The sequence below is a fragment of the Micrococcus sp. 140720015-1 genome (assembly GCF_053627595.1).
On record NZ_JBSEYC010000002.1, the window covers coordinates 159,847 to 185,378 of the forward strand.

General features: G+C 74.0%; 24 protein-coding genes and 1 pseudogene. 4 read left to right on the plus strand and 21 right to left on the minus strand.

Going from position 1 to position 25,532, the window contains the following annotated elements; genetic code table 11:
• Positions 1–14: 14 nt before the first annotated feature.
• The 14 genes and pseudogenes from ACUXPL_RS04030 to ACUXPL_RS04095 all read right to left on the minus strand — a co-directional run bounded on the left by ACUXPL_RS04030 (position 15) and on the right by ACUXPL_RS04095 (position 12,510).
• Positions 15–1,289 carry a DNA-processing protein DprA gene (locus tag ACUXPL_RS04030; protein WP_454182074.1) on the minus strand — a complete coding sequence of 425 codons (1,275 nt, stop codon included), beginning with the start codon at positions 1,287–1,289 and terminating at the stop codon, positions 15–17.
• Positions 1,286–2,890, minus strand: coding sequence for a YifB family Mg chelatase-like AAA ATPase (locus ACUXPL_RS04035; RefSeq protein WP_454182076.1), 1,605 nt, complete (start codon positions 2,888–2,890; stop codon positions 1,286–1,288). Before ACUXPL_RS04035 ends, ACUXPL_RS04030 begins: the two co-directional genes overlap by 4 nt.
• Positions 2,887–3,306 carry a YraN family protein gene (locus ACUXPL_RS04040; RefSeq protein ID WP_012750829.1) on the minus strand — a complete coding sequence of 140 codons (420 nt, stop codon included), beginning with the start codon at positions 3,304–3,306 and terminating at the stop codon, positions 2,887–2,889. The genes ACUXPL_RS04035 and ACUXPL_RS04040 overlap by 4 nt, the downstream gene beginning before the upstream one ends.
• A 134-nt stretch (positions 3,307–3,440) precedes the next feature.
• Positions 3,441–3,764: a DUF2469 domain-containing protein gene (locus ACUXPL_RS04045; protein ID WP_002853817.1), complete on the minus strand. Its 324-nt coding sequence runs from the start codon at positions 3,762–3,764 to the stop codon at positions 3,441–3,443.
• Positions 3,765–3,880: 116 nt separating this feature from the next.
• On the minus strand, positions 3,881–4,633 hold the full coding sequence (locus ACUXPL_RS04050; protein ID WP_454182078.1) for a ribonuclease HII: 753 nt from the start codon (positions 4,631–4,633) through the stop codon (positions 3,881–3,883).
• Positions 4,630–5,229, minus strand: coding sequence for a signal peptidase I (gene lepB, locus ACUXPL_RS04055; RefSeq protein WP_454182080.1), 600 nt, complete (start codon positions 5,227–5,229; stop codon positions 4,630–4,632). The genes ACUXPL_RS04050 and lepB (ACUXPL_RS04055) overlap by 4 nt, the downstream gene beginning before the upstream one ends.
• Positions 5,226–5,969, minus strand: coding sequence for a signal peptidase I (gene lepB / locus ACUXPL_RS04060; protein ID WP_454182082.1), 744 nt, complete (start codon positions 5,967–5,969; stop codon positions 5,226–5,228). Before lepB (ACUXPL_RS04060) ends, lepB (ACUXPL_RS04055) begins: the two co-directional genes overlap by 4 nt.
• A 36-nt stretch (positions 5,970–6,005) precedes the next feature.
• Positions 6,006–6,359 carry a 50S ribosomal protein L19 gene (gene rplS, locus ACUXPL_RS04065; protein ID WP_002853821.1) on the minus strand — a complete coding sequence of 118 codons (354 nt, stop codon included), beginning with the start codon at positions 6,357–6,359 and terminating at the stop codon, positions 6,006–6,008.
• A gap of 245 nt (positions 6,360–6,604) precedes the next feature.
• Complete coding sequence (gene trmD / locus ACUXPL_RS04070) at positions 6,605–7,351, minus strand: tRNA (guanosine(37)-N1)-methyltransferase TrmD (protein WP_454182084.1); 747 nt, start codon at positions 7,349–7,351, stop codon at positions 6,605–6,607.
• 3 nt (positions 7,352–7,354) lie between these two features.
• Positions 7,355–7,954, minus strand: coding sequence for a ribosome maturation factor RimM (gene rimM / locus ACUXPL_RS04075; RefSeq protein WP_454182086.1), 600 nt, complete (start codon positions 7,952–7,954; stop codon positions 7,355–7,357).
• Between the two features lie 46 nt (positions 7,955–8,000).
• Positions 8,001–9,527, minus strand: coding sequence for a sensor histidine kinase (locus ACUXPL_RS04080; RefSeq protein ID WP_454182088.1), 1,527 nt, complete (start codon positions 9,525–9,527; stop codon positions 8,001–8,003).
• On the minus strand, positions 9,524–10,507 hold the full coding sequence (locus ACUXPL_RS04085) for an ATP-binding cassette domain-containing protein (protein ID WP_454182424.1): 984 nt from the start codon (positions 10,505–10,507) through the stop codon (positions 9,524–9,526). Before ACUXPL_RS04085 ends, ACUXPL_RS04080 begins: the two co-directional genes overlap by 4 nt.
• 57 nt (positions 10,508–10,564) lie before the next feature.
• Positions 10,565–11,281 (minus strand): annotated as a pseudogene (locus ACUXPL_RS04090) (ABC transporter transmembrane domain-containing protein); the annotation flags it as partial.
• A 26-nt stretch (positions 11,282–11,307) separates the two neighbouring features.
• Positions 11,308–12,510 carry a DUF1611 domain-containing protein gene (locus ACUXPL_RS04095; protein WP_454182090.1) on the minus strand — a complete coding sequence of 401 codons (1,203 nt, stop codon included), beginning with the start codon at positions 12,508–12,510 and terminating at the stop codon, positions 11,308–11,310.
• A 178-nt stretch (positions 12,511–12,688) separates the two neighbouring features.
• Between ACUXPL_RS04095 and ACUXPL_RS04100 the strand changes: the two genes are divergently transcribed.
• From ACUXPL_RS04100 to ACUXPL_RS04110, 3 genes are read left to right on the plus strand one after another with little or no spacing between them, the layout of a single operon-like run.
• On the plus strand, positions 12,689–13,231 hold the full coding sequence (locus tag ACUXPL_RS04100) for a hypothetical protein (protein WP_454182092.1): 543 nt from the start codon (positions 12,689–12,691) through the stop codon (positions 13,229–13,231).
• A 29-nt stretch (positions 13,232–13,260) separates the two neighbouring features.
• Positions 13,261–14,724, plus strand: a complete 1,464-nt coding sequence (locus ACUXPL_RS04105; protein ID WP_454182094.1) for a sensor histidine kinase — start codon at positions 13,261–13,263, stop codon at positions 14,722–14,724.
• Positions 14,721–15,422 (plus strand): response regulator transcription factor, encoded by a 702-nt coding sequence (locus ACUXPL_RS04110; protein ID WP_180537349.1) that lies wholly within the window; start codon positions 14,721–14,723, stop codon positions 15,420–15,422. The genes ACUXPL_RS04105 and ACUXPL_RS04110 overlap by 4 nt, the downstream gene beginning before the upstream one ends.
• Positions 15,423–15,493: 71 nt before the next feature.
• On the opposite strand, the gene ACUXPL_RS04115 is transcribed toward ACUXPL_RS04110, so the two are convergent.
• From ACUXPL_RS04115 to ACUXPL_RS04140, 6 genes are all read right to left on the minus strand, one after another.
• Complete coding sequence (locus ACUXPL_RS04115; protein WP_029248213.1) at positions 15,494–15,733, minus strand: RNA-binding protein; 240 nt, start codon at positions 15,731–15,733, stop codon at positions 15,494–15,496.
• A gap of 2 nt (positions 15,734–15,735) precedes the next feature.
• Positions 15,736–16,182 (minus strand): 30S ribosomal protein S16, encoded by a 447-nt coding sequence (gene rpsP / locus ACUXPL_RS04120; protein WP_020628324.1) that lies wholly within the window; start codon positions 16,180–16,182, stop codon positions 15,736–15,738.
• Between the two features lie 200 nt (positions 16,183–16,382).
• Positions 16,383–17,969: a signal recognition particle protein gene (ffh, locus tag ACUXPL_RS04125; protein WP_180537348.1), complete on the minus strand. Its 1,587-nt coding sequence runs from the start codon at positions 17,967–17,969 to the stop codon at positions 16,383–16,385.
• A 123-nt stretch (positions 17,970–18,092) separates the two neighbouring features.
• On the minus strand, positions 18,093–19,355 hold the full coding sequence (locus ACUXPL_RS04130; protein ID WP_036381234.1) for an ammonium transporter: 1,263 nt from the start codon (positions 19,353–19,355) through the stop codon (positions 18,093–18,095).
• 195 nt (positions 19,356–19,550) lie between these two features.
• The gene (gene ftsY / locus ACUXPL_RS04135; RefSeq protein ID WP_179288545.1) at positions 19,551–20,759 is read right to left on the minus strand and encodes a signal recognition particle-docking protein FtsY; all 1,209 of its coding nucleotides are present in this window, start codon (positions 20,757–20,759) and stop codon (positions 19,551–19,553) included.
• A gap of 47 nt (positions 20,760–20,806) precedes the next feature.
• Entirely contained in the window at positions 20,807–22,612 is a 1,806-nt protein-coding gene (locus ACUXPL_RS04140) for an alginate lyase family protein (protein WP_454182097.1), read from the minus strand.
• 230 nt (positions 22,613–22,842) lie between these two features.
• Between ACUXPL_RS04140 and ACUXPL_RS04145 the strand changes: the two genes are divergently transcribed.
• On the plus strand, positions 22,843–24,147 hold the full coding sequence (locus ACUXPL_RS04145) for an MFS transporter (protein ID WP_180537344.1): 1,305 nt from the start codon (positions 22,843–22,845) through the stop codon (positions 24,145–24,147).
• Positions 24,148–24,237: 90 nt separating this feature from the next.
• Here ACUXPL_RS04145 and wecB read toward each other — a convergent pair whose 3' ends face one another.
• Complete coding sequence (wecB, locus tag ACUXPL_RS04150; protein ID WP_454182099.1) at positions 24,238–25,383, minus strand: non-hydrolyzing UDP-N-acetylglucosamine 2-epimerase; 1,146 nt, start codon at positions 25,381–25,383, stop codon at positions 24,238–24,240.
• Positions 25,384–25,532 lie beyond the last annotated feature (149 nt).

Consider the following 25,532-nt stretch of genomic DNA (forward strand, 5'->3'; position numbering starts at 1 on the left):
CATGCGGCCGGAGGTCATGCGCGCCGCCACCGGTCCTCGACCCGTTCGGCCAGGCCCGCCCGCTGCAGCCGGGACAGGCACGCCAGGACGGTGGGCAGGGCGAGACCGGCGCTGACGGTGATCCTGTCGACGGGCACCGCCTGGCGCAGGGGCAGCGCCTCGTGGACGAGGGCCTCCTCCATCGTGAGCCCGTCCGTGGGCCGCGCGGCGGGCTCGGGAACCGCCCGGGTGAACGACGGCGCACCCGCGCCGCCGCTCCGGGCGGGCGCCTGACCGAGCAGGGCGAGGGCCTCTTGCTCGGTGGTCACGAGACGCGCGGGGCTCTCCTGCAGCAGACGGTGGCAGCCGGCCGAGCTGGGCGAGGTCACGGGGCCGGGGACCACGCCCACCTCGCGGCCGAGGCCGAACGCGTGGCCCGCGGTGTTCTGCGCCCCCGACCGCCAGCGCGCCTCGACCACCAGCACGGCCCCCGCGAGCGCGGCGATGACCCGGTTGCGCTGCAGGAACCGGTAGCGCGTGGGGCTCGCACCGGGCGGCATCTCGGACACGAGCAGCCCGGCGGCCATCACCGCGCGGAGCAGGTCCTCGTGGCCGGCCGGGTAGAACCGGTCGAGGCCGCCGGCCAGCACCGCCACCGTGGGCGGGACGCCGTCGCGATCCGCCACGTCTTCCGGTGCGGCGGGCGCCTGCAGCGCGGCCCGGTGGGCGGCGCCGTCGATGCCGTACGCGCCGCCGGAGATCACGCACGCGCCCTGCTGGACGGCGTGGGCGGCGCAGCGGGCGGTCACCGTCCGCCCGTACGCGGTCGCCTCCCGGCTGCCGACGACGGCGAGCATCCGGTCCGCGGGAGGCAGCGTTCCGGCGCCGCGGAACCACAGGCCCAGGGGCGCCTCCTCGCCCAGGTCCGCCAGGGCGGCGGGCCAGGCGTCGTCCTCGGGGATCAGCAGGCCTCCCCCGAGCCGGTGCAGAGCCACGAGGTCACGCTCCGGCTCCAGCCGGGCGGCCCGGGGCGCCCAGCGGGCCAGCCCCGCGGCCCAGCGCCGGGGCAGCGTGTCGGGCGCGCCGGCGAGATCGGCGAGCAGATCGCGCTCGGCGGGCTGGATCGTCTCCCGGCCCGTGAGCAGGGCGAGCGCCCGCTCCGGCCCCAGCGCCGTGACGGTCTGCACCGCGAGCGCGTCCCCGGGCTCGACCAGCCGGGTCAGGGCGGCGCGGGCGAGCCGGGCGGCGTCCGGCCGGCGCGACCGGGCGACGGGGACGTGGTCTGCTGCCGGGGTGACGTGGGTGGTCATGCGTCCTCCTCGTTCTGGTGGCGCAGCGTGAGTGCCACGTCGGTGTCCTCGGGTGCGGGCTGTTCGGCGCCGCGCAGGTCCGCCAGGGTCCAGGCGAGGCGGAGGACGCGGGCGTGGCCGCGCGCGCTCAGCAAGCCCTGGTCGACGGCGTCGTCCGCGGGCCGGCGGGCCGCCCGGGGCACGGCGTACGGGCCGTGCCGCAACACCCCGGCGGGGACGTGTGCGTTGCGGCGCAGGCCGGGCGGGACGAGCCCACGCTCTGCGGCGGCGGCCCAGCGCCGGGCCTGGCGGTCGGCGGCCGCGGCGACCCGGGCGGCCACCTGCGACGTGGTCTCGGAGGCGGGCGCCCCCGTGAGCTGCCGCGCGTCGACGGGCCGCACGGTGACCTGCAGGTCGACGCGGTCCAGCAGCGGGCCGGAGAGCCGCTGGGCGTAGCGGCGGCGTTCGGGCACGCTGCACCGGCACTCGACGCCCGTGCCGCCGCCCTTGCCGCACGGGCAGGGGTTCGCGGCCAGCACGAGCTGGAACCGGGCCGGGTAGACGACGACGCCGAGGGCCCGGTGCAGCAGCACCTCCCCGGACTCGAGGGGCTGGCGCAGCGCCTCGAGGGTGCGCCGCTCGAACTCGGGGGCCTCGTCCAGGAACAGCACGCCGCCGTGGGCGAGGGAGGCCGCCCCCGGCCGGGCGAGGCCGCTGCCGCCGCCCACGAGGGCCGAGCGGGACGCCGAGTGGTGGGGTGCCTCGAACGGCGGGGTCCGGTCGATCTCGCCGTCGAACCCCTGGGCCGTCCCGCCCCTGCGCCGGACACGGGCGTCGCCGCCGCGGAGGGAGCGCAGGGCGGCGCACTCGAGCGCGGTGCGCCGGTCCAGGGGCGGGAGGATCCCGGGCAGGCGCTCGGCGAGCATGGTCTTGCCGGCCCCCGGGGCGCCCATGAGCAGCAGGTGGTGGGCGCCGGCCGCGGCGACCTCGAGCGCGAACCGGGCCTCGGCCTGTCCGGCGACCTCGGCGAGGTCGGGCACCGCACGGGCCGGCTCCGGTTCCGGGGCTGGCACCTGCCGCCGGGACGGGCGGCGGGGCGCCTCTCCGTCCGGTTCCCCGCCGAAGGCGCGGATGACGTCGTGCAGATGGGCGAAGCCGCGGACTTCAGCGCCGGGGACCAGTCGGGCCTCGGCCTCCGCGTCCTCGGCGACGACCACCTCGGAGCACCCCGCGTCGACGGCGGCCATCACCATCGCCACGGTCTCCGGCGAGCGGTGCAGGGCGCCGTCGAGACCGAGCTCGGCCAGGAACACGGGCCCCTCGACGTTCCGCACCCGCCCGTCCGCGGCGTAGGCCGCCAGGACGATCGCCAGGTCGTGGCAGGCACCCCGCTTGTGCACCCCCGCCGGCAGCAGGTTCACGGTCAGGTGCCGCCGGGTCAGGGGCAGTCCGGCGTTGCGCGCGGCGGAGCGGATGCGGTCCCGGCTCTCCTGCAGCGCCTGGTCCGGCAGGCCGAGGAGGGTGAAGCCGGGCAGGGACTGGGCGATGTCCGCCTCGACGTGCACGACCTCCCCGCGCAGACCCGCCAGCGTGATGGAGCGGGTGCGTCCGATGCCGCTCACGGCCGCACGTCCTGCAGCAGGTCGAAGCGGATCCCGCCCGTGCGCGGCACCAGCACGGCGACGGCGTCGACACGCCAGGGCGTCCCCCGGCGGTCCGCGGCGTGGGCCCGCACCCACGCCGCGGTGAGGCGGTGCAGCCGGGTGAGCTTGCGCCGGTCGATCGACTCGAACGGGTCGCCGAAGGCCAGGCCCGAGCGGGTCTTCACCTCGACGCCCACCCACCAGCCCGCGTGATGGGCCACGATGTCCAGCTCTCCGGCCTCGCCCCGCCAGTTGCGGTCGGCGATCACGTAACCGCGCTCGGCGAGCCAGCGCGCGGCGGCGTCCTCACCGAACCGGCCCAGCGCCGTGTGCGCGCGGCTGGCGCGCCTCTCTCCGGGCGGCTGCGCCCCGATCCGTTCCGCGGTCCCCGTCATCCCGACCACCTCCTGGGCACCAGGGTGGTCCCGGGCGGGGTCGCCGGGTGGGTGGCGGCGGGGATTGTGCGGGGCCGGACGCCTGTGCAGGAGTGGACGTCGGCGCCCCGCCCTCAGGGCCGATCAGGGGTGGGTCAGCTCGGCAGCTGGCCGTCCGGCGGGACCGTCAGGTCCTCGGTGGGCAGCTCCTCGATGTTCACGTCCTTGAAGGTCAGCACCTTCACGCGCTTGATGAACCGCTGCGTGCGGTACACGTCCCACACCCAGGCGTCCTCGAGCAGGATCTCGAAGAACACGTCTCCGTCCGCCTGGCGGGGCGTCAGCCGCACGTCGTTGGCGAGGTAGAAGCGTCGCTCGGTCTCCACGACGTAGCGGAACAGGCCCACCACGTCCCGGTACTCGCGGTAGAGCAGCAGCTCGGCCTCGGCCTCGAAGTCCTCGACGTCGTCTGCGCTCATGACATGCCTCCTCAGTGTTCGCCGCGCACCCGCGACAGTCCGGGCACGCACGGCCTCCATCCTCCCCCGTCCGGGGGTCGCACGTCGAACGGGCGGCCGCGCCCGACCCCGGGGAGTCAGTCGAACAGCGTGGGCGGCGCCTGCGCGGGCGCGCCCGGCAGCCCGAGGTTCCAGCTGCGCCGGTGCTGCTCGCTCGCCCCGCGCTCGGCCAGGGCGGCCCGGTGCGCGGCTGAGCCGTACCCCTTGTTCCCGGCCCACCCGTACCCCGGGTGCGCCGCGTCGAGGGCGATCATGACGTCGTCGCGGGCCACCTTCGCGGCGATCGACGCGGCCGCCACCGTCGCGCACCGGTCCTCGGCCCGCACCAGCATCGTGGGCACGGGCGGCAACGGACGGGGCGCGGGCGCGGGGCCGGCGTCGGGATCGGAGCGGCTCAGCCAGTCGTCCCGGCCGTCGAGCACGAGGGCGACCGGCTCCTGCCCCACCGCGGCGCACAGCGCCGCCCAGGCCCGGCGCCCGGCGAGACCGAGGGCCGCCGAGATCCCGAGCGCGTCGATCTCCGCGGGGCCGGCCTCGCCCAGGGCCACCCCGGCCGCCCAGTCCTCGATCTGCGGGACCAGCGCGCGCCGGCGTCGGTCCGTGAGCGCCTTGGAGTCGCGCACCGGAGGGATCTGCCCCGCGGCGGGCAGCCACGCGGCGCACACCCCGACGACGACGGGCCCGGCCAGTGCGCCCCGGCCCACCTCGTCCATGCCCGCCACGAGCACCCGGTCCACGCCCCGCGCGGCGAGGACCGGCGCGGCCAGCCCCGCCTCGACGTCCAGGCCGGCGCGCACCGTCGGCCGGCCACCGCTCCCGCGGGGAGTCACGTGCGCTCCTCCGGCGCGGGCGCGTCCGGCACGGCGGCGAACGCGTCGGGGTCGGCGCCGGCGCCGCCGATCCGGTCCAGCGGCCAGACCACGAACCGGGCGCGGCCCACCACGTCGTCGAGGGCCACGAACCCGCCCCCGGGCCCGGCGCGGTGCGCGCGGGAGTCGGCCGACGCCGAACGATGGTCGCCGAGCACCCACAGCCGCCCCGCAGGCACGGTCACCTCGAACGCCTCCTGCGCGGGCGTCTCCCCCGGCGCGAGGTACGGCTCGTCGACGGGCACCCCGTTCACGCGCAGCGTCTCCTCGCCGGGCGTCCAGGAGACGGTGTCCCCCGGCAGCCCGACGGCCCGCTTGATCACGTGGCCGCCCCCGGGCAACCAGCCCTTCGTGTCCTCGAACACCACCACGTCACCGCGGCGCACCGGGAACGGGTCCGGGGTGAGCAACGTGGCGACCACGCGGTCGCCGGCCTGCAGCCCGGGCTCCATGGACGAGGACGGGATGGCGTACATGCGCGCCAGGAAGGCCCACGCCAGCACGCAGGCGAGCACGGTCACGGCGGCGGCGATCAGCGCGGTGCGGCGCCCCGTCACGGCGTGTCCCCGGCGGGGGCGTCCACGGTCCCGCGGCGGGCCAGTGGCCACACGATCTCCGCGGCCCGGCCCTCGACCCGCTCGAGCGGGATGAGCCCGCCGCCGGGGGCGCCCAGCAGTGCGCGGGAGTCCCGGGAGGCGGCGCGGTGGTCGCCCAGGACGACCATGCGCCCGTCGGGCACCTCGAAGGACCAGGTCCCCGCCGCGGCCGGCTCGTCCGCGGTGACGGGCCTGCCGAGATACGGCTCGTCCAGCGGCTCGCCGTTGCGCAGCAGCCGGCCGTCCGGGGCACAGCACTCGAGGCGGTCCCCCGGCAGGGCCAGCACGCGCTTGACGAACACGTCCTCGGCCGCGCCGACACCCCACCACCGGGCGACGTCCTCGAGGCCGCGCTCGAGCGATCCAGCCGAACGGTACGGCGCCAGGCTGCCGGCGCCGTCGAACACCACCACGTCGCCGTGGTGCAGGCCCTGCCCGCCGACCGCGGCGGCGTCCACCCGCACGCGGTCGCCGGGCTGCAGCGTCGGCTCCATCGACCCGGAGGGGATGAGGTAGACGGGGCCGGTGAGGGCCCGCAGCACCGCGGCCACCACGACGGCGGCCACCACGGTCAGGCCGAGCCTCGCCCACCAGCGGCTCGCGCCGGAGGCGGGGGTCGCCGTCGGGCCCGAGGAGGAGCCGGCCCCGGACGCGACGGAGCCCCGTGACCGGCGGGGGTCACGGGGCTCCGAGGCGCGCATGGGTCGATCACCGGTCGGCGGGGCCGACCGGGATGATCACTTGGCGTCGGCGCGCTTCTCGCGGATGCGGGCGGCCTTGCCGTGGCGGTCGCGCATGTAGTACAGCTTCGCGCGGCGCACGTCGCCCTTGGTGACGACCTCGATCTTGTCGATGACCGGGGAGTGCACCGGGAACACGCGCTCCACACCGATGCCGAAGGACACCTTGCGGACGCGGAAGGTCTCGCGCACGCCGTAGCCCTGACGGCCCATGACGTAGCCCTGGAACACCTGGACGCGGGCGGTCTTGCCCTCGATGATGTTCACGTGCACCTTGACGGTGTCGCCGGGGGCGAACTCCGGGATGTCGTCGCGCAGCGTCTTCTTGTCGAACGAGTCGAGAATGTGCATGTCGTCTCTCCTGGCGGATGCCACAGGTCAACCGCGTGGTATGCGGGCGCACGGCCCGTCCACGTCCGCATGACGAGGGGGCCGGGTCCCGAGCCGAGGGCCGGGCTCCGCACGTGGGGTGCGGTCCCGGGGTCCGATCCGTTGACGCGCGCCCCCTGTGGCAGGTCGGGCGTCCGGCGGACACGAGGATCCATTATGCCACAGCCGACGACGTCGCGACGCCCCGGCCCGTCGGGCGCGGCGGATCAGGCCTCGGAGCCGTACGCCGCCCACAGGTCCGGTCGCCGCTCGCGCGTGCGCTCCTCCTGCTGGGCCCGACGCCAGGCCGCGACCTTGCCGTGGTCGCCCGAGAGCAGCACGGGCGGCACCGCACGGCCCCGCCAGTCCGCGGGCTTGGTGTAGACCGGGTACTCCAGCAGGCCGTCCTCATGGGACTCCTCGACGAGCGAGGCCGGGTTGCCCACGACGCCCGGCACGAGGCGGCCGACGGCCTCGATCATCGCCAGCGCCGCGACCTCGCCGCCGTTGAGCACGTAGTCGCCCAGCGAGACCAGCCGCACCTCGAAGAGCTCCTCGGCCCAGCCGAAGACGCGCTCGTCGATGCCCTCGTAGCGGCCGCACGCGATCGCCACGTGCTCCCGGCCCGCCAGCTCGCGGGCGAACCGCTGGGTGAAGCGCTCCCCCGAGGGCGTCGGCACGAGCAGCACGGGGCGGTCCCCCGGCTCCGCCGACACCGGATCGGCGGGGGCCGGCGCCGCGGGCCCCTGGGCCGCCACGTGCTCGAGCGCGAGCGCCCACGGCTCGGGTTTCATCACCATGCCGGCGCCGCCGCCGTAGGGCGTGTCGTCCACGGTGCGGTGCCGGTCGAAGGTGAAGTCGCGCAGGTCGTGGACGTGCACGTCCACGAGGCCCTCGCGGCGGGCACGGCCCAGCAGCGAGACGTCGAGCACCGCGAGGTACTCGGGGAAGATCGTGACGACGTCGAAGCGCACCGCTCAGTCCTCCGCATCCGCATCGGCGGGCCCGTCTGCGGCGTCCCCGTCCTCGCCGGCGGCGAGTTCGAGCAGCCCCGGCGGCGGGGTCAGCACGAGCACGCCGGCCTCGGGGTCGATCTCCGGGACGATCTCCTCGACGAAGGGCACCAGGGCCTCCTCCTCGACGCCGTCCAACGCGACGTGCAGCAGATCCTGGACCGCCCCGGTGGTCAGGGCCGTGACGACGCCGACGCGCTCGCCGTCGACCCGCACCTCGAGGTCCACGAGGTCCTCCTCGTACCACTCGTCGGACTCCTCGGGCGCGGCGGGAACGGCGAACAGCTGGGCGCCGCGCAGGGTCTCGGCGACGTTGCGGTCCGGCGACTCCTCGAAGCCGACCACGAGGATCTGCTTGTTCCACCGGGCCCGGGTGACGGTGAGCTCCGCCGGAAGGCCCGGGGCGCCGTCGCGCACCACGAGGCGCTCGCCGGGGGCGAAGCGGGCGTCCGGGTCGTCGGTGAAGACCTGCACGGTCACCTCGCCGCGGATGCCGTGCGGCTTGCCGATGCGGGCGACGCGGACGAGCGCGTCGGCTGCGGATGGGGTGGGGCTGTGGCCCATGCGTTCTCCTGCCGGTCGGGGGACGGATTCGACCCCCCTCAGTAGATCACGCGAGGCCGCGCGCCCCCGTCCGGGCTGCACACCCGCGCCGGGCAGAGCTGAGGCGGACAGGCGCTCGCGGAGCCCAGTCCGCCTCCGGGGCCGGCCGCAGCAGCAGGCGCACCCGCGTCCGGCCGTCCTCGGTCTCCGCCAGGCGCAGCCGTCCACCCATCCCGGCCAGCAGGCCGGCGGTGATCGGCAGGCCCAGGCCGTTGCCAGGATCGGGGTCGTTCGACGCGGCCGCGAGGCGGCGCAGCACCAGGTCGCGCTCGTCCTCGGGCACGCCGCGGCCCTCGTCCTCGACGTCGACGGCGACCCACCGGTCCTCGTCCTCGCTCACACTGTGCACGCGCAGCCGGATCCGGGCCTGTACGGGGTCCGGGGCGGCGTCGCGGGCGTTCTTCAGCACATGCTCGAGGGCCTCGACGAACGCGGGCGCGTCCGCGAGCGCGGTCTCCTCCCCTGCCGTGTCCACCTCGGGCTCGGGGCCTTCGGCGGCGGACCGGGCGTGCCAGGACTGTGCGGCGGTGGCGGCGAGGGCGGCGACGTCGACCGGCCCGGGTTCGGCCCCCGTGTCCTGCCGGTCGAGGCGGACGAGGGTGACGAGTCCGTCCACGAGTTCGCGCACCCGCGTGGCCTCCGCGGCGAGCCTGTCCCGGGTGGCGTCCCGCTGCTGCGGGGTCGCGCCGGGGTGGCGCAGACCCTCCTCGAGCACGGTGAGCGGGGTGCGCAGGGCGAAGGCCACGTCCTCGGTGAAGCGGCGCTCCTGCCGCAGCCCCTGCCCGGCCCGGCGCAGCAGCGCGTTGGTCCCCCGGGCGAGCTCGCGGTACTCGGCGGAGCCCTCCTCAGGCAGCGGCCGCGGCTCGGGGGTGTCCAGGGCGCGTCGCACCGCGTCGTCGAACTCGGCGGTGTGGTCGAGGAATCGGCCGGCGGCGGCCCAGGCGGCGGCGCCCGTGGCGGCCAGGGACCCGAGGGCGAGCAGTCCCAGCAGCAGACCCTGACGGGCGAGCACGTCGTTGCCGGTCTGCCGGAACACGGCCACGACCACGTGCCCGGTGCGGTCCCCGGCCTTCACCTGCACGTTGGTCCAGGTCACGGGCCCGTGGACGGGGTCGGTCATGGTGCCGCCTCCGTCCGGGGCCAGCAGGGCCTGGCGGGTGTCGGGCGCGAGGTCGGCCAGGGACACGGCGTCGACGCCGACGCTCTCCCGGCGGTCCGGGTCCCCGGCGGTGCCGCCGATGACCAGTTCGGTCGGATCGGCCCGGTGGCGGTCGACGTAGAGGTCCACGAAGCGTTCGGGGTCGGTGGCCGGTTCCCCGGTGTGGGGGTCGCGGCCCTCGCGGGCGAAGGCGGCCACCGCCTCGTGGTCCCGGGTCAGGGCGCGGTGGACGTCCTCGTCGGCGGTCCAGCGCAGGGCCAGGGTCAGGGTGGTCAGCAGCAGGGCCGTGCCGACCGCGGCGGTGAGCACGGTCCAGCCCACGATGCGGAACCGTCCGCCGGTGGGGATCCGGCGGGTCGTCGTCGTGCGGGTCATGCGTCATCGTCCTCATCGTCGGGGCGGTCGTCCACGGTCGCGTGCCGCAGGCCTGCGAGCTGGGCGGCGGAGTGCTGCGCCGGCGGGCCGGAGGGGTCGCGTCCGGAGCCCGCGAGCCACGTGGTGGGCCGCAGCCCGTGGGTGTCGGTGCCGCTGCGGGGCAGGGCGCGCACCCGGGTGCGGGACAGTTCGTCGACGTTCCAGACGTCGTAGTGGTCCAGCAGCTGCTCGGGGTGGGTGCTGCGCAGGATCACGCAGCCGGGGTAGTCCCGCAGGATCCCGGCCAGCACCTCGCGGTCCTCGGCGTCCAGCGGGTCCTCGATGTGGTCGAGCACGAGCAGGGGCGGGTCATCGGCCACGGCCCGGGCGAGCTTCAGCAGGGCCCGTTCGCCTCCGGAGAGGGGCTCGCCGCCGCGGCGCAGGGTGGTGCGGTGGCCCTGCGGGAGTCGGTCCACCCGCTCGGCCATGCCCACTCGTTCCAGCAGGGCGTGCGTGGTCTCGTCGTCGCCGGGCACCCGGTAGCGGACCGTCCGGTCGATCGAGCCGCGCGGCAGGGGCACGTCCCGGGCGGCCACGCCGACGAGTGTGCGGCGGTGCCGGGTCGGCATGGCGTGCAGATGCCGCCCGGCCACGGTCACCCAGGCCGTGGAGTCGGCCACGTCCCCGGTGATCTCGCGGCAGACCCAGTCGATACGCTGCGGGGAGGCCCCGGTGAGCAGCACTCGGGAGCCGGGCATGGCCACCAGGTCAGGCACCGTCCCCTCGGCGTCCCGCAGGTCTGCCACGTGGACGGCGCCGCGGGTGAGTCCGGGCTGGTCACCGTGGTGGCGCAGCCGGTCGCGCTCCCGCTTCCGGCGGCGTTCGCGCCGCTCGTGCTCCCGGGCGTTCTCGATCACGGGCCCGATGATCCGCGCCGCGGCGTTGAAGTTCGGGCGGTGCTCGCCGACCCGGCCCAGTTCGGTGACGGGGGGTCCGAGCATGCCGGCGATGAACACGGCGGTGGTCACCTCCGCCCCGGTGGCGCCGACCACGCCGCCGACGACGGCGACCAGCACCCCCAGCAGCGTGGTGATGGACGCCGCCGAGCCGCGCATCGCGCCGGAGACCACGGCCCGCCGGTGGGCGGCCTCCTGCAGCTGTTCGGAGATCCGGTCTACGCGCCCGACCTCCCGCTTGACCCCGCCGGAGGTGCGGATCGCCTCGGCAGCGGTGACGGTGTCCGCCACATGACCGGCCATCCGGCCGCGCACCCGTCGCACGGCCACCGCCCGGCGGTAGAACACCCGGGAGAGCAGCCACAGGGCGAGGAAGTGCACGGCCAGCACCGCGGCCGCCGCCAAGCCCAGCGGCGGCAGCAGCACGAACAGTCCGCCCACGGTCCCCAGGATCAGGGGCGCCCCGACCACGATGGGGCTCACCCCCAGGGCGATCCAGTTCCGCACCGCGGTCAGGTCGTTGGTCGTGCGGGCGATCGTGGTGCCCAGACTGGTGGAGCCGGCCGGCACGAGGGCGCTGGTCACCAGCAGCCGGCGGGTCTCCCGCACGTAGTCCTGGCCGAGGTCCTCGGCGAGCACCCGCTCACCGATCCGGGCGGCCCCGACCAGCAGGGCCGCCCCGAGCAGGCTCGCCGCCAGACCCCAGGCCCCCGACCCCGCGGCCAGCAGCCGCGGGGTCAGGACGGCCACGAGGACCGAGATCGCCGCCTGGACCAGGCCGAGGCCGGCGAGGGAGGCCAGCAGGATCCGGCGTCGTCCGCTCAGCAGCGAGGGGAGCACGGAGCTCACGCGAGCTGGGCCGTCCGGTCGGCGCTGATGACCTGCCGGGCCACCTCGGCATCGCACAGGTCGTAGGTGGGGATGATCGGCACGGAGACGACCTCGGCGGCCTCGCGGGTGATCAGCGGCGAGGACGTGAGCAGCCCGGAGACGGCAGCCAGAGGCAGCCCGGCGGCGGTGAGCACCCCGGCGCCCGCGGCGGCGGACAGGGCCTCCCCGCAGGCGAACAGCACGACATCCGTGAGCCGGCCGAAGTCGGGGTCGGCCACGAGACCGGCAGTCTCCCCCTGGTAGATGCCGTCGGCGATCTCGATGACCACCACATCCGGGTCCCCCTCGGCGAGGGTCGCCGCCATGGAGAACACCACGTCCTTGATCTGCAGCAGCGGCAGCTTGAACGTGGAGGGCAGGCCGAAGTCGGTGAAGTCCACGACGACGTCGGCCCCGGAGTCCCGGAACAGGCCGGCGTCGTTGCCGGCACCGGTGCCGGTGGCCTTGCCCGCGTGCACCTTCAGCCCGGCGTGGACGAGGCCGTTGACCAGGCAGCCGACGGTGGTGGACTTGCCGGAGTTCATGGACGAGCCGAACACGACCACCACGGTGGGTCCGTCCTCGGCGAGCGCGTCCCGACCCCGGGTCCAGTCCTGGACCTCGTGCTCGGCGTTCCCGGTCATCGTGACGACCTCCCCGCCGTGGGTGATCAGGCCGATCGGCTCCAGCATGGTGGCCGGGTCGATGCGCTCATGGCGCTCCACGACCTTGCCCGCCACGCCGCCGGCGGCCACGAGGTGGGTGTAGCACAGGTCCTCCGGCGTCTCGGCCAGGAACTGGTCCGGGGCGTAGCGGGCGCCGTAGGCCACGATGACCTCGTCCCCGAGGAAGAGGCTGCGGCGGCGCGAGTTGTGGGACTCCAGGCGCTTGTGCTGCCCGATGGCCACGACCCGGGCGAGCACGAGGTCACCGGAGCTGGGCCGGACACCGCGGCCGCGGCGCACGCCGTAGCCCTGGTAGGCATCCGCGCGGGCGGAGCTGTGGAGGGCACGGGCGTTGTAGGAGATCTTGGCTCGGCGCAGGCGCTCAGCCTGCAGCGGCATGTCCTGGACGCCGTCGTCGCGGACGCCCTCGGCCGGGCGGTCGACCAGGTGGCGGTACTTCTCCTCCAGCTCGGCGGACAGGGTGGTGAACAGGTCGGACGTCGCGGTCTTCACGGTGACTCCTCGTCGCGGGGGTACCGCCGGCCGGCGCGGCGGGCGGGCCGTCCGTGGGAGACCGCCTCGGCGGCCACCGTCCGGCGGCAGAAGCATCACAGCAAGCCCACGTGAAAGCCGGATGAGAAGGGGCATCGCTCTCATCCGTTCCTCACGATCGAGGGCGATCATGGGACGCATGTCCCGCTCCGCCCGTCTCGCCCTCGCCCTGGTCCTGTCCCTTGTCGCCATCGTCGGCGCGGTCCTGCTCCTGGGGCCTTCCGATCGGTCCGGCAGAGAGGTTGTCGGTCCGCAGATCGTGCTGGAACCGACCCCGTCGGCGTCCTCGGCGTCCCCGTCCGAGCAGGCCTCCGGCACCCCGGGCACGTCCTCGCCCTCCTCGACGTCCGCGGCGCCTCGCACCGATCGGCCGGCCACGTCCACGCCGGCCCCGACGTCGGCCACCCCCACCCCGGCCAGGACCGCCCCGACGACCACCTCTGCCCCGGCGAAGTCCGCCGATCCCGCCGGCTCCTCCCCCAGGACGCCGGCGGCGCGCACCGCCGCGTCGTCCACCCGGCAGGCCTCCCCGTCCCTGCCCCGGGTGCCGGCCCAGGTGTCCTCCCCCACACCGTTGGACGGGACGGCCGCCGGTGGGGAGGATGACGGAGACGACGACGGCCCGGAGGACGACGACGATGACGATGATGACGATGATGACGACGAGCAGGACGACGACTGAGCCGCGGCTCGCACGGGGGCGCTGAGCCCGTGCTGAGGCGCTGGCGCCGGCTGCCGGTCCGGACCCGGCTCACGCTGCTGCTGGCCACGGTGCTGGGGATCGCCCTCGCCGTCTCCGGGGTCACCGCGTACCGGTTCCTGCGCGTCGGGCTGCACGAGCAGGTGGACGAGAGCCTGGAGCGCAGCGTCGAACAGGTGCAGCTGCTGGCCTCCACCGGGGTCGTGCCGGAGACGGGCGAGCCGGTGGACGAGGCCGAGGAGCTGATCCGGGTGGCGATGGTGCGGGTGGGGACCCTGGACAACGAGGGGATGCTCGGCCTCGGTGAGGGACGCGCCACGCTCGGGGCCTCCGACGCCGTCGAGCTGCGCCTGGAACGAGACCCGGAGCTGGTGGCCTGGGGGCTGGATCGGGTGCGGTCCGAATCGGTGATCATCGACGACGTCCAGACCGCGACCGCGCTCTACCGCGCCGTCGTCGTCCCGGTGGGCGGGCGCACCCCCGACGACGTCGGCGCCCTGCTGCTGGCCTTCGACATGGACGCCGAGGCCCAGCGCCTGAAATCGATCTTCCAGGGCTATCTGGCGGTGGCGGCCCTGTCCACGCTGCTCTCCATCCTGCTGGGCGTGCCCCTGCTGCGCGGTGTCTTCGCGCCGCTGGAGGCCCTGCGGGACACCGTGGCCGAGGTCTCCGAGCACGACCTGGGCCGGCGGGTGGCCGTCGCCGGCGAGGACGACGTCGCCGCGCTCGGCCACAGCTTCAACGCCATGCTGGGCCGGCTCCAGGCCTCCTTCGCCTCCCAACGGCGACTGCTGGACGACATCGGACACGAGATGCGCACGCCGCTGACGATCGTCCAGGGCCACCTGGAGGTGATGGACCCGGACGACCCGCAGGACGTGCGGGACAGCACCCGCCTGGCCCAGGACGAGCTGGAGCGCATGGGCCGGCTCGTCTCGGACCTGGTCACGCTGGCCTCGACTGAGCGCCCGGACTTCCTGCGTCCGGCACCGACCGACGTCGGCGACCTGACCGCCGCGGTGGTGGACCAGGCCCGGGGCCTGGGTGACCAGCAGTGGCGGCTGGAGGGCGTCGCGGAGACGGTCGCGGTGCTGGACGCGCAGCGACTGACCCAGGCGTGGCTGCAGCTGGCCTCGAACGCGGTCCGCTACTCCGCGCCCGGTTCGACGGTGGGGTTGGGCTCCGAGATCGTCGGCGACACGCTGCGGATGTGGGTGCGTGACGAGGGCGTCGGCGTCCGGCCCGAGGACCGCGAGGTGATCTTCCAACGCTTCTGCCGCGGCGCCCACGGCCGGCGCGCGGACGGGTCCGGACTGGGACTGTCGATCGTGGCCTCGATCGTGGAGGGTCACGGAGGACACGTGCGTTTGGACAGCATCCCGGAGACGGGGAGCATGTTCACCATGGAGATCCCGCTGCGGCCGGCAGCCACCCAGGACGAGCGCCCGGCCGGGCAGGAGGGGGCGCGCCCGTGATCCCGCTGCTGCTGATCGAGGACGAGGAGCGCATCGCCGCCTTCGTCACCAAGGGCTTCACCGCGGAGGGCTATGCCGTCACCACCGCGACCACGGGCACCGAGGGCATCGCCCTGGCGATGACCGGCGCCTTCGACCTGGTCATCCTCGACCTCGGCCTGCCGGATCTGGACGGCTTCGAGGTGCTCGAACGGATCCGGCGGCAGGAGCCGGAGCTGCCCGTGATCATCCTCACGGCCCGCTCCTCCACCCAGGACACCGTGGCCGGCCTGACCTCCGGCGCGGACGACTACATGCCCAAGCCGTTCCGCTTCGCCGAGCTGCTCGCCCGGGTGCGGCTGCGGCTGCGTGCGGCCGGGTCCGCCCCGGCCCCGGCCGACGCCCCGGTGACCCGGCTGCGGCACGGCGACCTCGAGCTGGACACCGCCCGCCGGCTCGTCACGGTGGCCGGTGCCACGGTGGATCTGTCCGAGCGGGAGTTCGCGCTGACCGAGGAGTTCCTGCGCAGCCCCGCCCTCGTGCTCAGCCGCGCCCAGCTGCTGGCCGCGGTGTGGGGCGGCGAATCCGAACCAGGATCGAACGTGGTGGACGTGTACGTGCGGTACCTGCGCGCCAAGCTGGGCGCACACCGGATCGTCACCGTCCGCGGGCACGGCTACCGGCTGGCCACCGAGCGGGAGCTCCAGGCTCGGGGCTGAACGTCCAGGCCGGAGGACGACGACGGCCCGCCGGCCCGGTGAGGGGCGGGCGGGCCGTGCGTCACGGGCCGTCAGGAGCGGCGGTCGGTCTCCACCACGTCCACGCGGACGGGGTGGCCGGCCAGGCCGTCCAGCACGGTGCGCAGCGCGGTGGCGGTGCGACCCTGGCGGCCGATCACGCGACCCAGGTCCTCGGGGGCCACGCGGACCTCCAGCATGTCGCCGCGCCGCTGGGAGCGGGCGTCCACGCGGACCGCCTCGGGCGTGTCCACGATGCCGCGCACCAGGTGCTCGAGGGCCTCGGTCAGCATGGTCACTCGGACTTCTCGGCGTCCTCGGCCGGCGCCTCAGCGGCCTCCTCGGCCGGGGCCTCGGCGGCCTGCTCGGACTCGGCCGGGGCCTCCTCTTGCTTCGGCTCCTCCGGCAGGATGACCGAGCCCTTCTCGGGGGCCACGAAGGCCTCCTTCTCGGACTTGGACTTCAGGGTGCCCTCGGCGCCCGACTCGCCCTTGAACTTCTGCCAGTCACCGGTGACCTTCAGCAGCGCGGCGACCTGCTCGGTCGGCTGGGCGCCGACGGAGAGCCAGTACTGGGCGCGCTCCGAGTCGATCTCGATGAACGAGGGCTCCTCGGTGGGGTGGTACTTGCCGATCTCCTCGATGGCACGGCCATCGCGGCGGGTGCGCGAGTCCATGACGACGACGCGGTAGAACGGGGCGCGGATCTTGCCGAACCGCTTCAGACGAATCTTGACAGCCACGAGTGTGGTTCTCCTTCAGTGGATCTGGGGGGCCGGGGCACGACGCCGCGTGGGGGCAGCGGGCGTCGACGACCTGGCACACGGAACGGAGCGCAGCGGAGGATAGAGGGTCGTCCGGGCTCACGCTCAGTACCGTGCCATTCTGCCAGATCGGGCGGGCCGGTGCACACCCGGCGCGCCGCGACCGGGCAGCGGGCGGCTCAGCGGTCCTTGAGGTACTTCTCGAAGCCCGCCGGCAGGTTGAGGGTGGACGGGTCGAAGCCCTCCATGCCCGCGCCGTCGCGGCCGAACACCGCCCCGGCCTGCGCCTGGGCGGCGCGGGCGCGCCGCTCCTCGATCGCCTTGCGCTCGGCCGCAGCCTTGGCCGGGTTGCCGGACTTCACGCGATCGCGCTTCGCGTTCTTGCCCTTGCCCTTCGCCTTGCGGGAGGCGCCGCCCGGCATCCCGGGCATGCCCGGGATGCCACCGCCGGCGGCCATGCGCTTCATCATCTTCTGCGCCTCCGCGAAGCGCTCGAGCAGGCCGTTGACCTCCGACACGCTCACGCCCGAACCGCGGGCGATGCGGGCACGGCGCGAGCCGTTGATGATCTTGGGGGCCACGCGCTCGTGCGGGGTCATCGAGTGGATGATCGCCTCGACGCGGCCGATCGACGACTCGTCGAACTGCTCGAGCTGCTGCCGCATGCCCTGGGCGCCCGGCATCATCATGAGCATCTTCTTCAGCGAGCCCATCTTCTTGAGCTGCTGCATCTGGGCGAGGAAGTCGTCGAGGGTGAAGTCCTCCTGGTCCGCGAACTTGCGGGCCATCTTCTCGGCCTCGCTGCGGTCCCAGTTCTGCTCGGCCTGCTCGATCAGGGAGAGCACGTCGCCCATGTCGAGGATGCGCGAGGCCATGCGGTCCGGGTGGAAGACCTCGAAGTCCTTCAGGCCCTCGCCCGTGGAGGCGAACATGATCGGCTTGCCGGTCACGTGGCGGACGGACAGCGCGGCGCCGCCGCGCGCGTCGCCGTCGAGCTTGGTGAGCACGACGCCGGTGAAGCCGACGCCCTCGTTGAACGCCTGGGCCGTGGCGACGGCGTCCTGGCCGATCATCGCGTCGATGACGAAGAGCACCTCGTCCGGGTCCACGGCGGCGCGGATGTCCGCGGCCTGCTGCATGAGCTCGGCGTCCACGCCGAGGCGGCCGGCGGTGTCGATGATGACCACGTCGTGGTACTTGGTGTTGGCCTCGGCGACGCCGTCGCGGGCCACCTGCACCGGGTCGCCCGTGGCGGCCTCGAACTCGGAGGAGACGCCGGGGTGCGGCGCGTAGACCGGGACCCCGGCGCGCTCGCCGCCGACCTGCAGCTGCTTCACGGCGTTCGGACGCTGGAGGTCGCAGGCCACGAGCAGCGGGGTGTGGCCCTGGGACTTGAGCAGGTGGGCGAGCTTGCCGGCGAGGGTCGTCTTGCCGGCGCCCTGCAGGCCCACGAGCATGATGACGGTGGTGCCCGTCTTGGCGTGCTGGATGCGCCGGGTCTCGCCGCCGAGGATGCCCACGAGCTCCTCGTTGACGATCTTCACGACCTGCTGGCCCGGGTTCAGGGCCTGGGCCACCTCGGCGCCGAGGGCGCGCTCCTTGATCTGCGCGATGAACTGGCGGACCACGGGCACGGCCACGTCGGCGTCCAGGAGGGCGCGGCGGATCTCGCGTGCGGTGGCGTCGATGTCCGCCTCGCTCAGCCGCCCCTTACCCTTGAGGCTGCGGAAGGTGGCTGTGAGGCGGTCGGACAGGGAGTTGAACACGGCGGGTGTGATCCTTCGAAGCGGGGTCGACTGATCCGGACGCGGTCGGTCGCGGGCGCCGCGGCATCCACCGCGGCGCCCGCCAAGCCTAGCAACCGACCGGCCTCACCCGTCCGCGGCGGCTCACCGCGCCTCCGCGGGGACGGGCACCCCGCCGAAGCCGACGTCGTAGGCCGACTCGTCGTGCAGGGTCAGATCGACGCCCCGCTCCTCGTCCTCCTTGCTCACTCGCAGGCCCATGGTCCCGCGCAGGACCAGGGCGATGACCGTGGTCACCACGGCGGTGAAGACCACGGCGACGAGCACGGCCACCGTCTGGGCCACCAGGAGACCGGCGTCTCCGCCGTAGAACAGGCCCGCCCGGCCCTCGTCCGGCAGGGCGAAGAAGCCGATCAGCACGGTGCCCAGGATGCCGGCGGTGAGGTGCACGCCGACGACGTCGAGCGAATCGTCGAAGCCGAGGCGGTACTTGAGGTTGACCGCGAGCGCGCTGGCCGCACCGGAGACCAGGCCGATCACCACGGCCCCCAGGGGGCTCACATAGGCGCACGCGGGCGTGATGGCGACCAGGCCCGAGACGATCCCGGAGGCGGTGCCGATCGAGGTCGGCCGGCCGCGGCGCAGCCACTCCACGAACACCCAGCCGAGCATGCCGGCGGCGCCGGCGGCGAGGGTGTCCACCCAGATCAGTCCGAGCTCGTCGACGCCGCCCGCCGCGCCCCCGTTGAACCCGAACCAACCGAACCACAGCAGGGCCGCGCCGAGCATGGTGAACGGGACGTTGTGCGGCCGGTGGCCGGGGTCCACGCCGAAGCCGTGGCGCTTGCCCAGCAGCAGCGCGAGCACGAGGGCGGCCACGCCGGCGCTGATGTGCACCACGAGCCCGCCGGCGAAGTCGAGGGCCTCCCCCAGGCGGGCGCCGATGGCGCCGTCCGCGGAGAGGAGCCCGCCGCCCCACACCATGTAGGCCAGCGGGGCGTAGACGACGGTGGTCCAGACGGGCACGAAGACGCACCACGTGACGAACTTGAACCGGTCGGCCACCGCGCCGGAGATGAGGGCGACCGCGATGATCGCGAAGGTGGCGCCGTAGGCCGCGGCGACGAGCCCGCCCTCGGCCATCGTGCCGGTCAGCCCGAGGTCACCGGCGGGGTTCCCCACCACCCCGGCCCACCCGTCGCCGCCGGTCATCCCGTGGACCCACAGAACCCAGACGACTCCGACGAGGCCCATCGAGACGAAGGACATCATGATCATGTTGAGCGAGGACTTCGCGCGGGTCATGCCGCCGTAGAAGATGGCCAGTCCGGGTGTCATGAGCAGGACCATCGCCGCGCTCGTCATCATCCACACTGTCCCTGCGTCCAGGACGTTCGACTCCTCCATGGGGGTCTCCTTCGGTCCGGGCCGCGAGCCGGGGGGCGAACGCCCGTCCCGCGGCGTCGCTGCCCGGCCCCGATCGGGACCGATGGAGAGACGATACCGGAGGGGTGGGCCACGCCACACGTCGATGACGTCTCCGTGACAGAACAGGGCCCCTCCCGACGTCGTCGGGAGGGGCCCTGGACCGGGTGCGGGACGTCAGTCGGCCAGCAGCGCGTCCACGAAGCCCTCGGCGGTGAACGGCGCGAGGTCGTCGGGGCCCTCGCCGAGGCCGATCAGCTTGACGGGCACGCCGAGCTGGCGCTGGATGGCGATCACGATGCCGCCCTTGGCGGTGCCGTCCAGCTTGGTCAGCACGATGCCGGTGACGTCCACGACCTCGGCGAACACCTTCGCCTGGGTCAGGCCGTTCTGGCCCGTGGTGGCGTCGAGGACGAGCAGGACCTCGTCCACCTCGGCCTGTTTCTCGATGACGCGCTTGATCTTGCCGAGCTCGTCCATGAGGTTGGCCTTGTTCTGCAGGCGGCCCGCGGTGTCCACGAGCACGACGTCGACGCCCTCGGCGATGCCGCGCTCCACGGCCTCGAAGGCGACGGACGCCGGGTCGGCGCCCTCCTTCTCGGAGCGGACGGTCTCGACGCCCACGCGGGCGCCCCACGTGGCGAGCTGCTCGGCAGCGGCGGCGCGGAAGGTGTCCGCTGCGCCGAGCACGACGGTGCGGTCCTCCGCCACGAGCACGCGGGCGAGCTTGCCCACGGTGGTGGTCTTGCCGACGCCGTTGACGCCCACGACCATGGTCACGGCGGGTCGGTCGCCCCTGCGGGTCGCGGCGAGACGGCGGTCCATCGAGGGGTCCACCATCGCCACGAGCTCCTCACGCAGCAGGGTGCGCACCTGCTCGGGGTCACGCGTGCCCTCGACCGTGACGCGGGCCTTGAGGCGGTCGACGAGCTCCAGGGTGGGCTCGGTGCCGAGGTCCGCCATCAGCAGCGTCTCCTCGATCTCGTCCCACACGTCGTCATCGATGCGGTCCTGAGACAGCAGCGCCAGCAGGCCCTTGCCGAAGACGTTGTTGGACTTGAGCAGGCGGGCCCGCAGGCGGGCCAGGCGCGAGCCGGCGGCCTCGGGCCGCTCGTACTCGGGCTTCGCCGGGGCGGTCTCCACCTCCTCGACGACGGCGGGCTCCGGCTCGGCGATGACGGCCGGCGCCTCGTCGACCTCGGGGCGCTCCAGGACGGCGGTGGACCCCGACGGGGCCGCGTGCCGCGGACTCGGGCGCGGGTCGTCCGCGTCCCGCACTCCCTGGTACGAGCCCTTCGGCGGGGCGGGGCGCCGATCCAGCAGGCCGACGAGCACGCCGCCCAGCAGCAGGGCGGCCACGACTGAGACTATGAGCACGATTTCCACGGGCCCAGTCTGTCACACGGGCCCTCGCCCGCCCCGGGTCGCACCGTTCACGTCAGGCGGGAGAGGGTGCCGTCCTGCTGCACCGAGACTCGGGCGTGCCCATCCTCGCTCCGGACCGTGAGGATGACGGAGCCGTCGGGGGCGCTCTCACTGTCCACCCTCACGGCGTCACCGGCGGCGGCGGGGACAAGCACACTCACGATCGCGGACTCGGCTCCGGTCGAACGGAACGCGACCTGCGTCGCCTCCTCCCGTTCCTGCTCTGCGGGGTAGTGCCATCCGTGGTGGGCGTGGCCGCCCTCGACGTCGGTCTCGCCCCGGCGAAGGTGCACGCCGCCACGCGACACCGGCTCACCGTCCATGCGCACCTGCACCAGGGTCGTCGATTCGCCGGAGTCTGCGTCCACCGCCCGGACGGTGTCCTCGGAGACCCTCTCCGCCGAGAACTCCGCCGGCAGATTCCACAGCGTCTCGACCACATGGTCCGTCCGGCCGTCGAGGATGCGAGTGCGATCCACGATGACGGCGGCGTCCGGGTCGGTGAGCACGAGAACAGAACGGGCCCGCTCCCCGCCGACGTCCAGATTCTGGCGCGCCGTCGCACCGTCGGCAGAGCCATCCGACGACACCCACACATCACCCCGCTCGGCAGGACCCGCGCCCGGGTACTCGTCGAGCGTCGGAATGTGGATCACGTTGTGCGCGGTCGGCCCCAGACCCCACGGTCGCCAGCTGTCCTCGACGATGCCGGGATGTCCCCCGTCTTCGACGATCTGGCGACCGCGCGCCGTGTACAGGAACTGCATCAGATCACCGCGGTGGGACTTCGTCTCCCGCCCCGTGCCCGTGCGCAGCATCCATGCGGCGGCGTCCGCGAAGCCGTCGCCGGGAGTTCCCCAGGATGACCGGCCGAATACGGGGCCGGAGTCGAAAGCCCGGACACGGTCGGCAGACGCGACGCCCTCCGCGCCGTTGGTGGCCGCGTAGCGCAGCTCATCGCTCATGCCGTCGAATGGCTTGACAGGGAACTCCGCACTGTCCCCGTATTGCCAATATGAGCCCGTCGAATCAACCATATGAGGAAGGGCTTGACCCATTTTTTCCACCCCATCCTCGAAGGCGCTGGATTCGACCCCGCATCGGGCTGCCGTCTCGTCAATGGCTTGGAAGAGCACATAGTTGAATTGCGCGTAATGCGGTGCCGCTTCGTTACTGAGGCCCTGGTCGTCCACCTGGAAGGGGATATCTCCTTCGGCGCGCTCCATGGCGTGCTCCATCCAGTCCGGTCGGCCCAGAACGCACCCGGCGCCCAGAAGAGCCAGGTTCTCCATCGACCCGTGATTGTGCCGCTTCGAGTAGCGCGCCATGTTCTGCGCTGCGTGCTGGCCGATCAGATCATCCAGCCAGGCATACTCCTCCGGCAGACTGCCGTCCTTGGCAAGTTCAGCAGAACGTGCTGCGCGGTCGGCGACCACTTCACGGAAGCAGAGGAGGACGCCCATGCGATGATGGTTGGCCTCCGCATCATCATGGTCGCCGCCCCATCCGCCTTCGTGGTCAGCCCGCCAATCGCGTATGACCCGCTCAGCGACAGCGAAGGCCTCCTCGTCGCCTTCCCGGCCTGCTTCGATGCTGGGCCCGATCCACTTGAGGGAAGACAGCCACAGACGCCAGCCTTCGTCCTGGTAAGGATCTACATCCCAGTCGATGTCACCCGATCCGTCACCCACCGCGACGGGATCGAACTGGCGCCACCCGTAGACGTCCCGCGCATTGGTCTCCACCGTGTTGAATCTCTGGAGCTGCCCATAGGCTCGACACGGAGAGAGGCTGGCGCGCTCGACGGCGGTCATGGGGTGGCCAGCTGTCTGGGGAGGATCCCCGGACTCGCCGCCGGGCGCCGCGGCAGGTTGAGGTGCACAGCCCGCCAACCCGACAGCAGCGGTCAGCAGGCCGGCGCAGACGCGGAACATCCGGCGACGATGGCCGGAGGAAGACCGGTGGTCCATCTCACCAGTGTCCCACGCGGCGTGGCGGACGTCGCCCCGGGCCGCACGCCCGGCGCCGTGCGAAGATGGCGGTCATGCCGTCGTCGTCCGCCCGCTCCTCGCGGGTCCCCCTGCCCCGTGAGATCAAGGTCCTCGTCGCCGCCGCGTTCATCATCGCGATCGGCTTCGGCATCATCGCCCCGCTGCTGCCGCAGTACGCGGCGACGTTCGACGCGTCCGCCGTCGGGGTGGCCGCCGTCGTGTCCGTGTTCGGGCTGACCCGCCTCCTGTTCGCCCCGGTCTCCGGCAGGCTGACGAACCGGCTCGGCGAGACGCCCGTGTACATGACGGGCGTGCTCATCGTGGCCGCGTCCATGTTCCTGGTCGCCTTCGCGCAGACCTTCCCGCAGCTGCTCCTCTTCCGGGCGCTCGGCGGCGTCGGCTCCACCCTCTTCACGGTGTCCGCGATGGCGTTCCTGGCCCGCAAGTCCCCGCCCACGATGCGCGGCCGGATCTCGGGCGCCTACGCATCCGCGTTCCTGATCGGCAACATCGTGGGTCCGATCGTGGGCTCCGCCCTGTCCGTGTTCGGGTACCGGGCCCCGTTCCTCATCTACGGCAGCTCCCTGGTGGTGGCGGCGGCCCTCGTCTTCTTCCTGCTCAAGGACACCCGGCTCGCGGACCGCGCCGTCCGGGACGTGCGCCCGGCCATGCCGGTCCGGGAGGCCCTGGCCAACCCGTCCTACCGGGCCGCGCTGGTCTCCTTCTTCGCCAACGGCTGGGCGACGTTCGGGGTGCGCAACGCGGTGATGCCCCTGTTCGCGGCGAGCGCGTTCGCCGGCACGGGGCTGCTGGGCTGGCAGGTGGACGGCGCGCTCATGGCGGGCCTGGCCCTGTCCGTGTTCGCGCTCGGCAACGTCACCGCTGTGACGTTCAGCTCGCGGCTGTCCGACGTGCACGGGCGCCGGCCGCTGATCCTGACGGGCCTGCTCGTCATGGCCGTCACCACCGGGGTGATCGGCTGGATGAGCTCGCCCGTGCTCTTCCTGCTCGCGTGCCTGCTGGCCGGCGCCGGCACGGGCACCCTCAACGCCCCGCAGCAGGCGGCCATCGCCGACGTCGTGGGCCAGGGGCGGCGTGCGGGCGCCGTGATGTCCACCGCCCAGATGTCCGCGGACCTGGGCGCCATCTCCGGCCCGCTGCTGGCCGGGCTCGTGGTGGACACGGCCGGCTATGGGTGGGCGTTCGCGCTCACCGGCGGCGTCATCCTGCTCGGCGCGCTCGCGTGGTGGCGTGCTCCGGAGACCAATGTGCCGATCGTGCCTGGCGGTCCCCGCACCGGGTCCCTGCCGCTGGTCCGCCCGGAGGACGCCCGGGTGACCCCGCGCGAGGACGGGTGAAGTCGGGGGCACGCGCGAGGCCGCCGTCCCCGCGGGGACGGCGGCCTCGTGACGTCGACGGGGTGTCCCCGTCCGGGGGTGCGGTGCGGCTCAGGCGCCGTCGAAGGCCGGCAGCCGCTCGCCCACGCCGAGCAGCTCGGCGATCGCCGAGACCGTGCGCTCGGCCGCGCGGCCGTCGCCGTAGGGGTTCACCGCCTGGGACATCGCGCTGTACGCGGCCTCGTCCGTCAGCAGGCGGGTGACCTCGGTGACCACGACCTCCTCGTCCGTGCCGATCAGACGCACGGTGCCGGCGGTCACGGCCTCGGGACGCTCGGTGTTCTCGCGCATCACGAGGACGGGCTTGCCCAGGGACGGGGCCTCCTCCTGGACGCCGCCGGAGTCCGTCAGCACGACGGTGGCCACGGACAGCAGGTGGGTGAACTCGCCGTAGGCCAGGGGCTCGGTCACGAGCACGTTCTCGCGGCCCTCGATCTCCGGCAGGATCGCCTCGCGCACCACCGGGTTGCGGTGCGCCGGCAGCACGAAGGTGACCTCCGGGTGGTCCGCGGCCAGGCGGGCCAGGGCGCGCCCGACGCCGCGCATCGCGTCGCCCTGGTTCTCGCGCCGGTGGGTGGTCACGAGGACGACGCGACGGCCGGACGCCTCCAGCTCGGCCAGACGCTCGTCCTCGAACGGCACCTGGTGGCCGACGGCCTCCAGCAGCGCGTCGATCACGGTGTTGCCCGTGACGTAGACGTCCTCCGCGGCCACGGCCTCACGCAGCAGGTTGTCCCGGCTCACGGTGGTCGGGGGCAGGTGCAGCGCCGAGATCTGGCTGGTGATCTTGCGGTTGGCCTCCTCCGGGAACGGGGAGAGGATGTCGAAGCTGCGCAGGCCCGCCTCGGCGTGGACCACGGGGATGCCGCGGTTGAAGGCGGCGACGGCGCCCGCCGTCGAGGTCGTGGTGTCGCCCTGGACGACGACGGCGTCTGGCCGCTCCTGCTCGAGGACGGCGTCGAGCCCGTCGAGGGTGCGGGCGAACACCCCGTTGAGGGTCTGGCGGGGCTGGATGATGTTCAGGTCGTGGTCCGGGACGATGCCGAACAGCTCGTTGACCTGGTCCAGCATCTCGCGGTGCTGCCCCGTGACGGTCACCACGCACTCGAACCGCTCGTCGGCCTGCAGCGCCTTGACGATGGGGGCCACCTTGATGGCCTCCGGGCGTGTTCCGTAGATGGGCATGACCTTGGGCACAGTTGCTCCTCTTGAGTGGACGACGGACCGCGGCCGCGGCCCGATCAGGCTCGACGCGGGCGCGAGCTGTCGCCAGTCTACTGACGGCGCCGCCGCACCGCCGGTTGCTAGAGTGGCGACTCGCGGCGGGCCGCCCCGGCCCGCCTTCC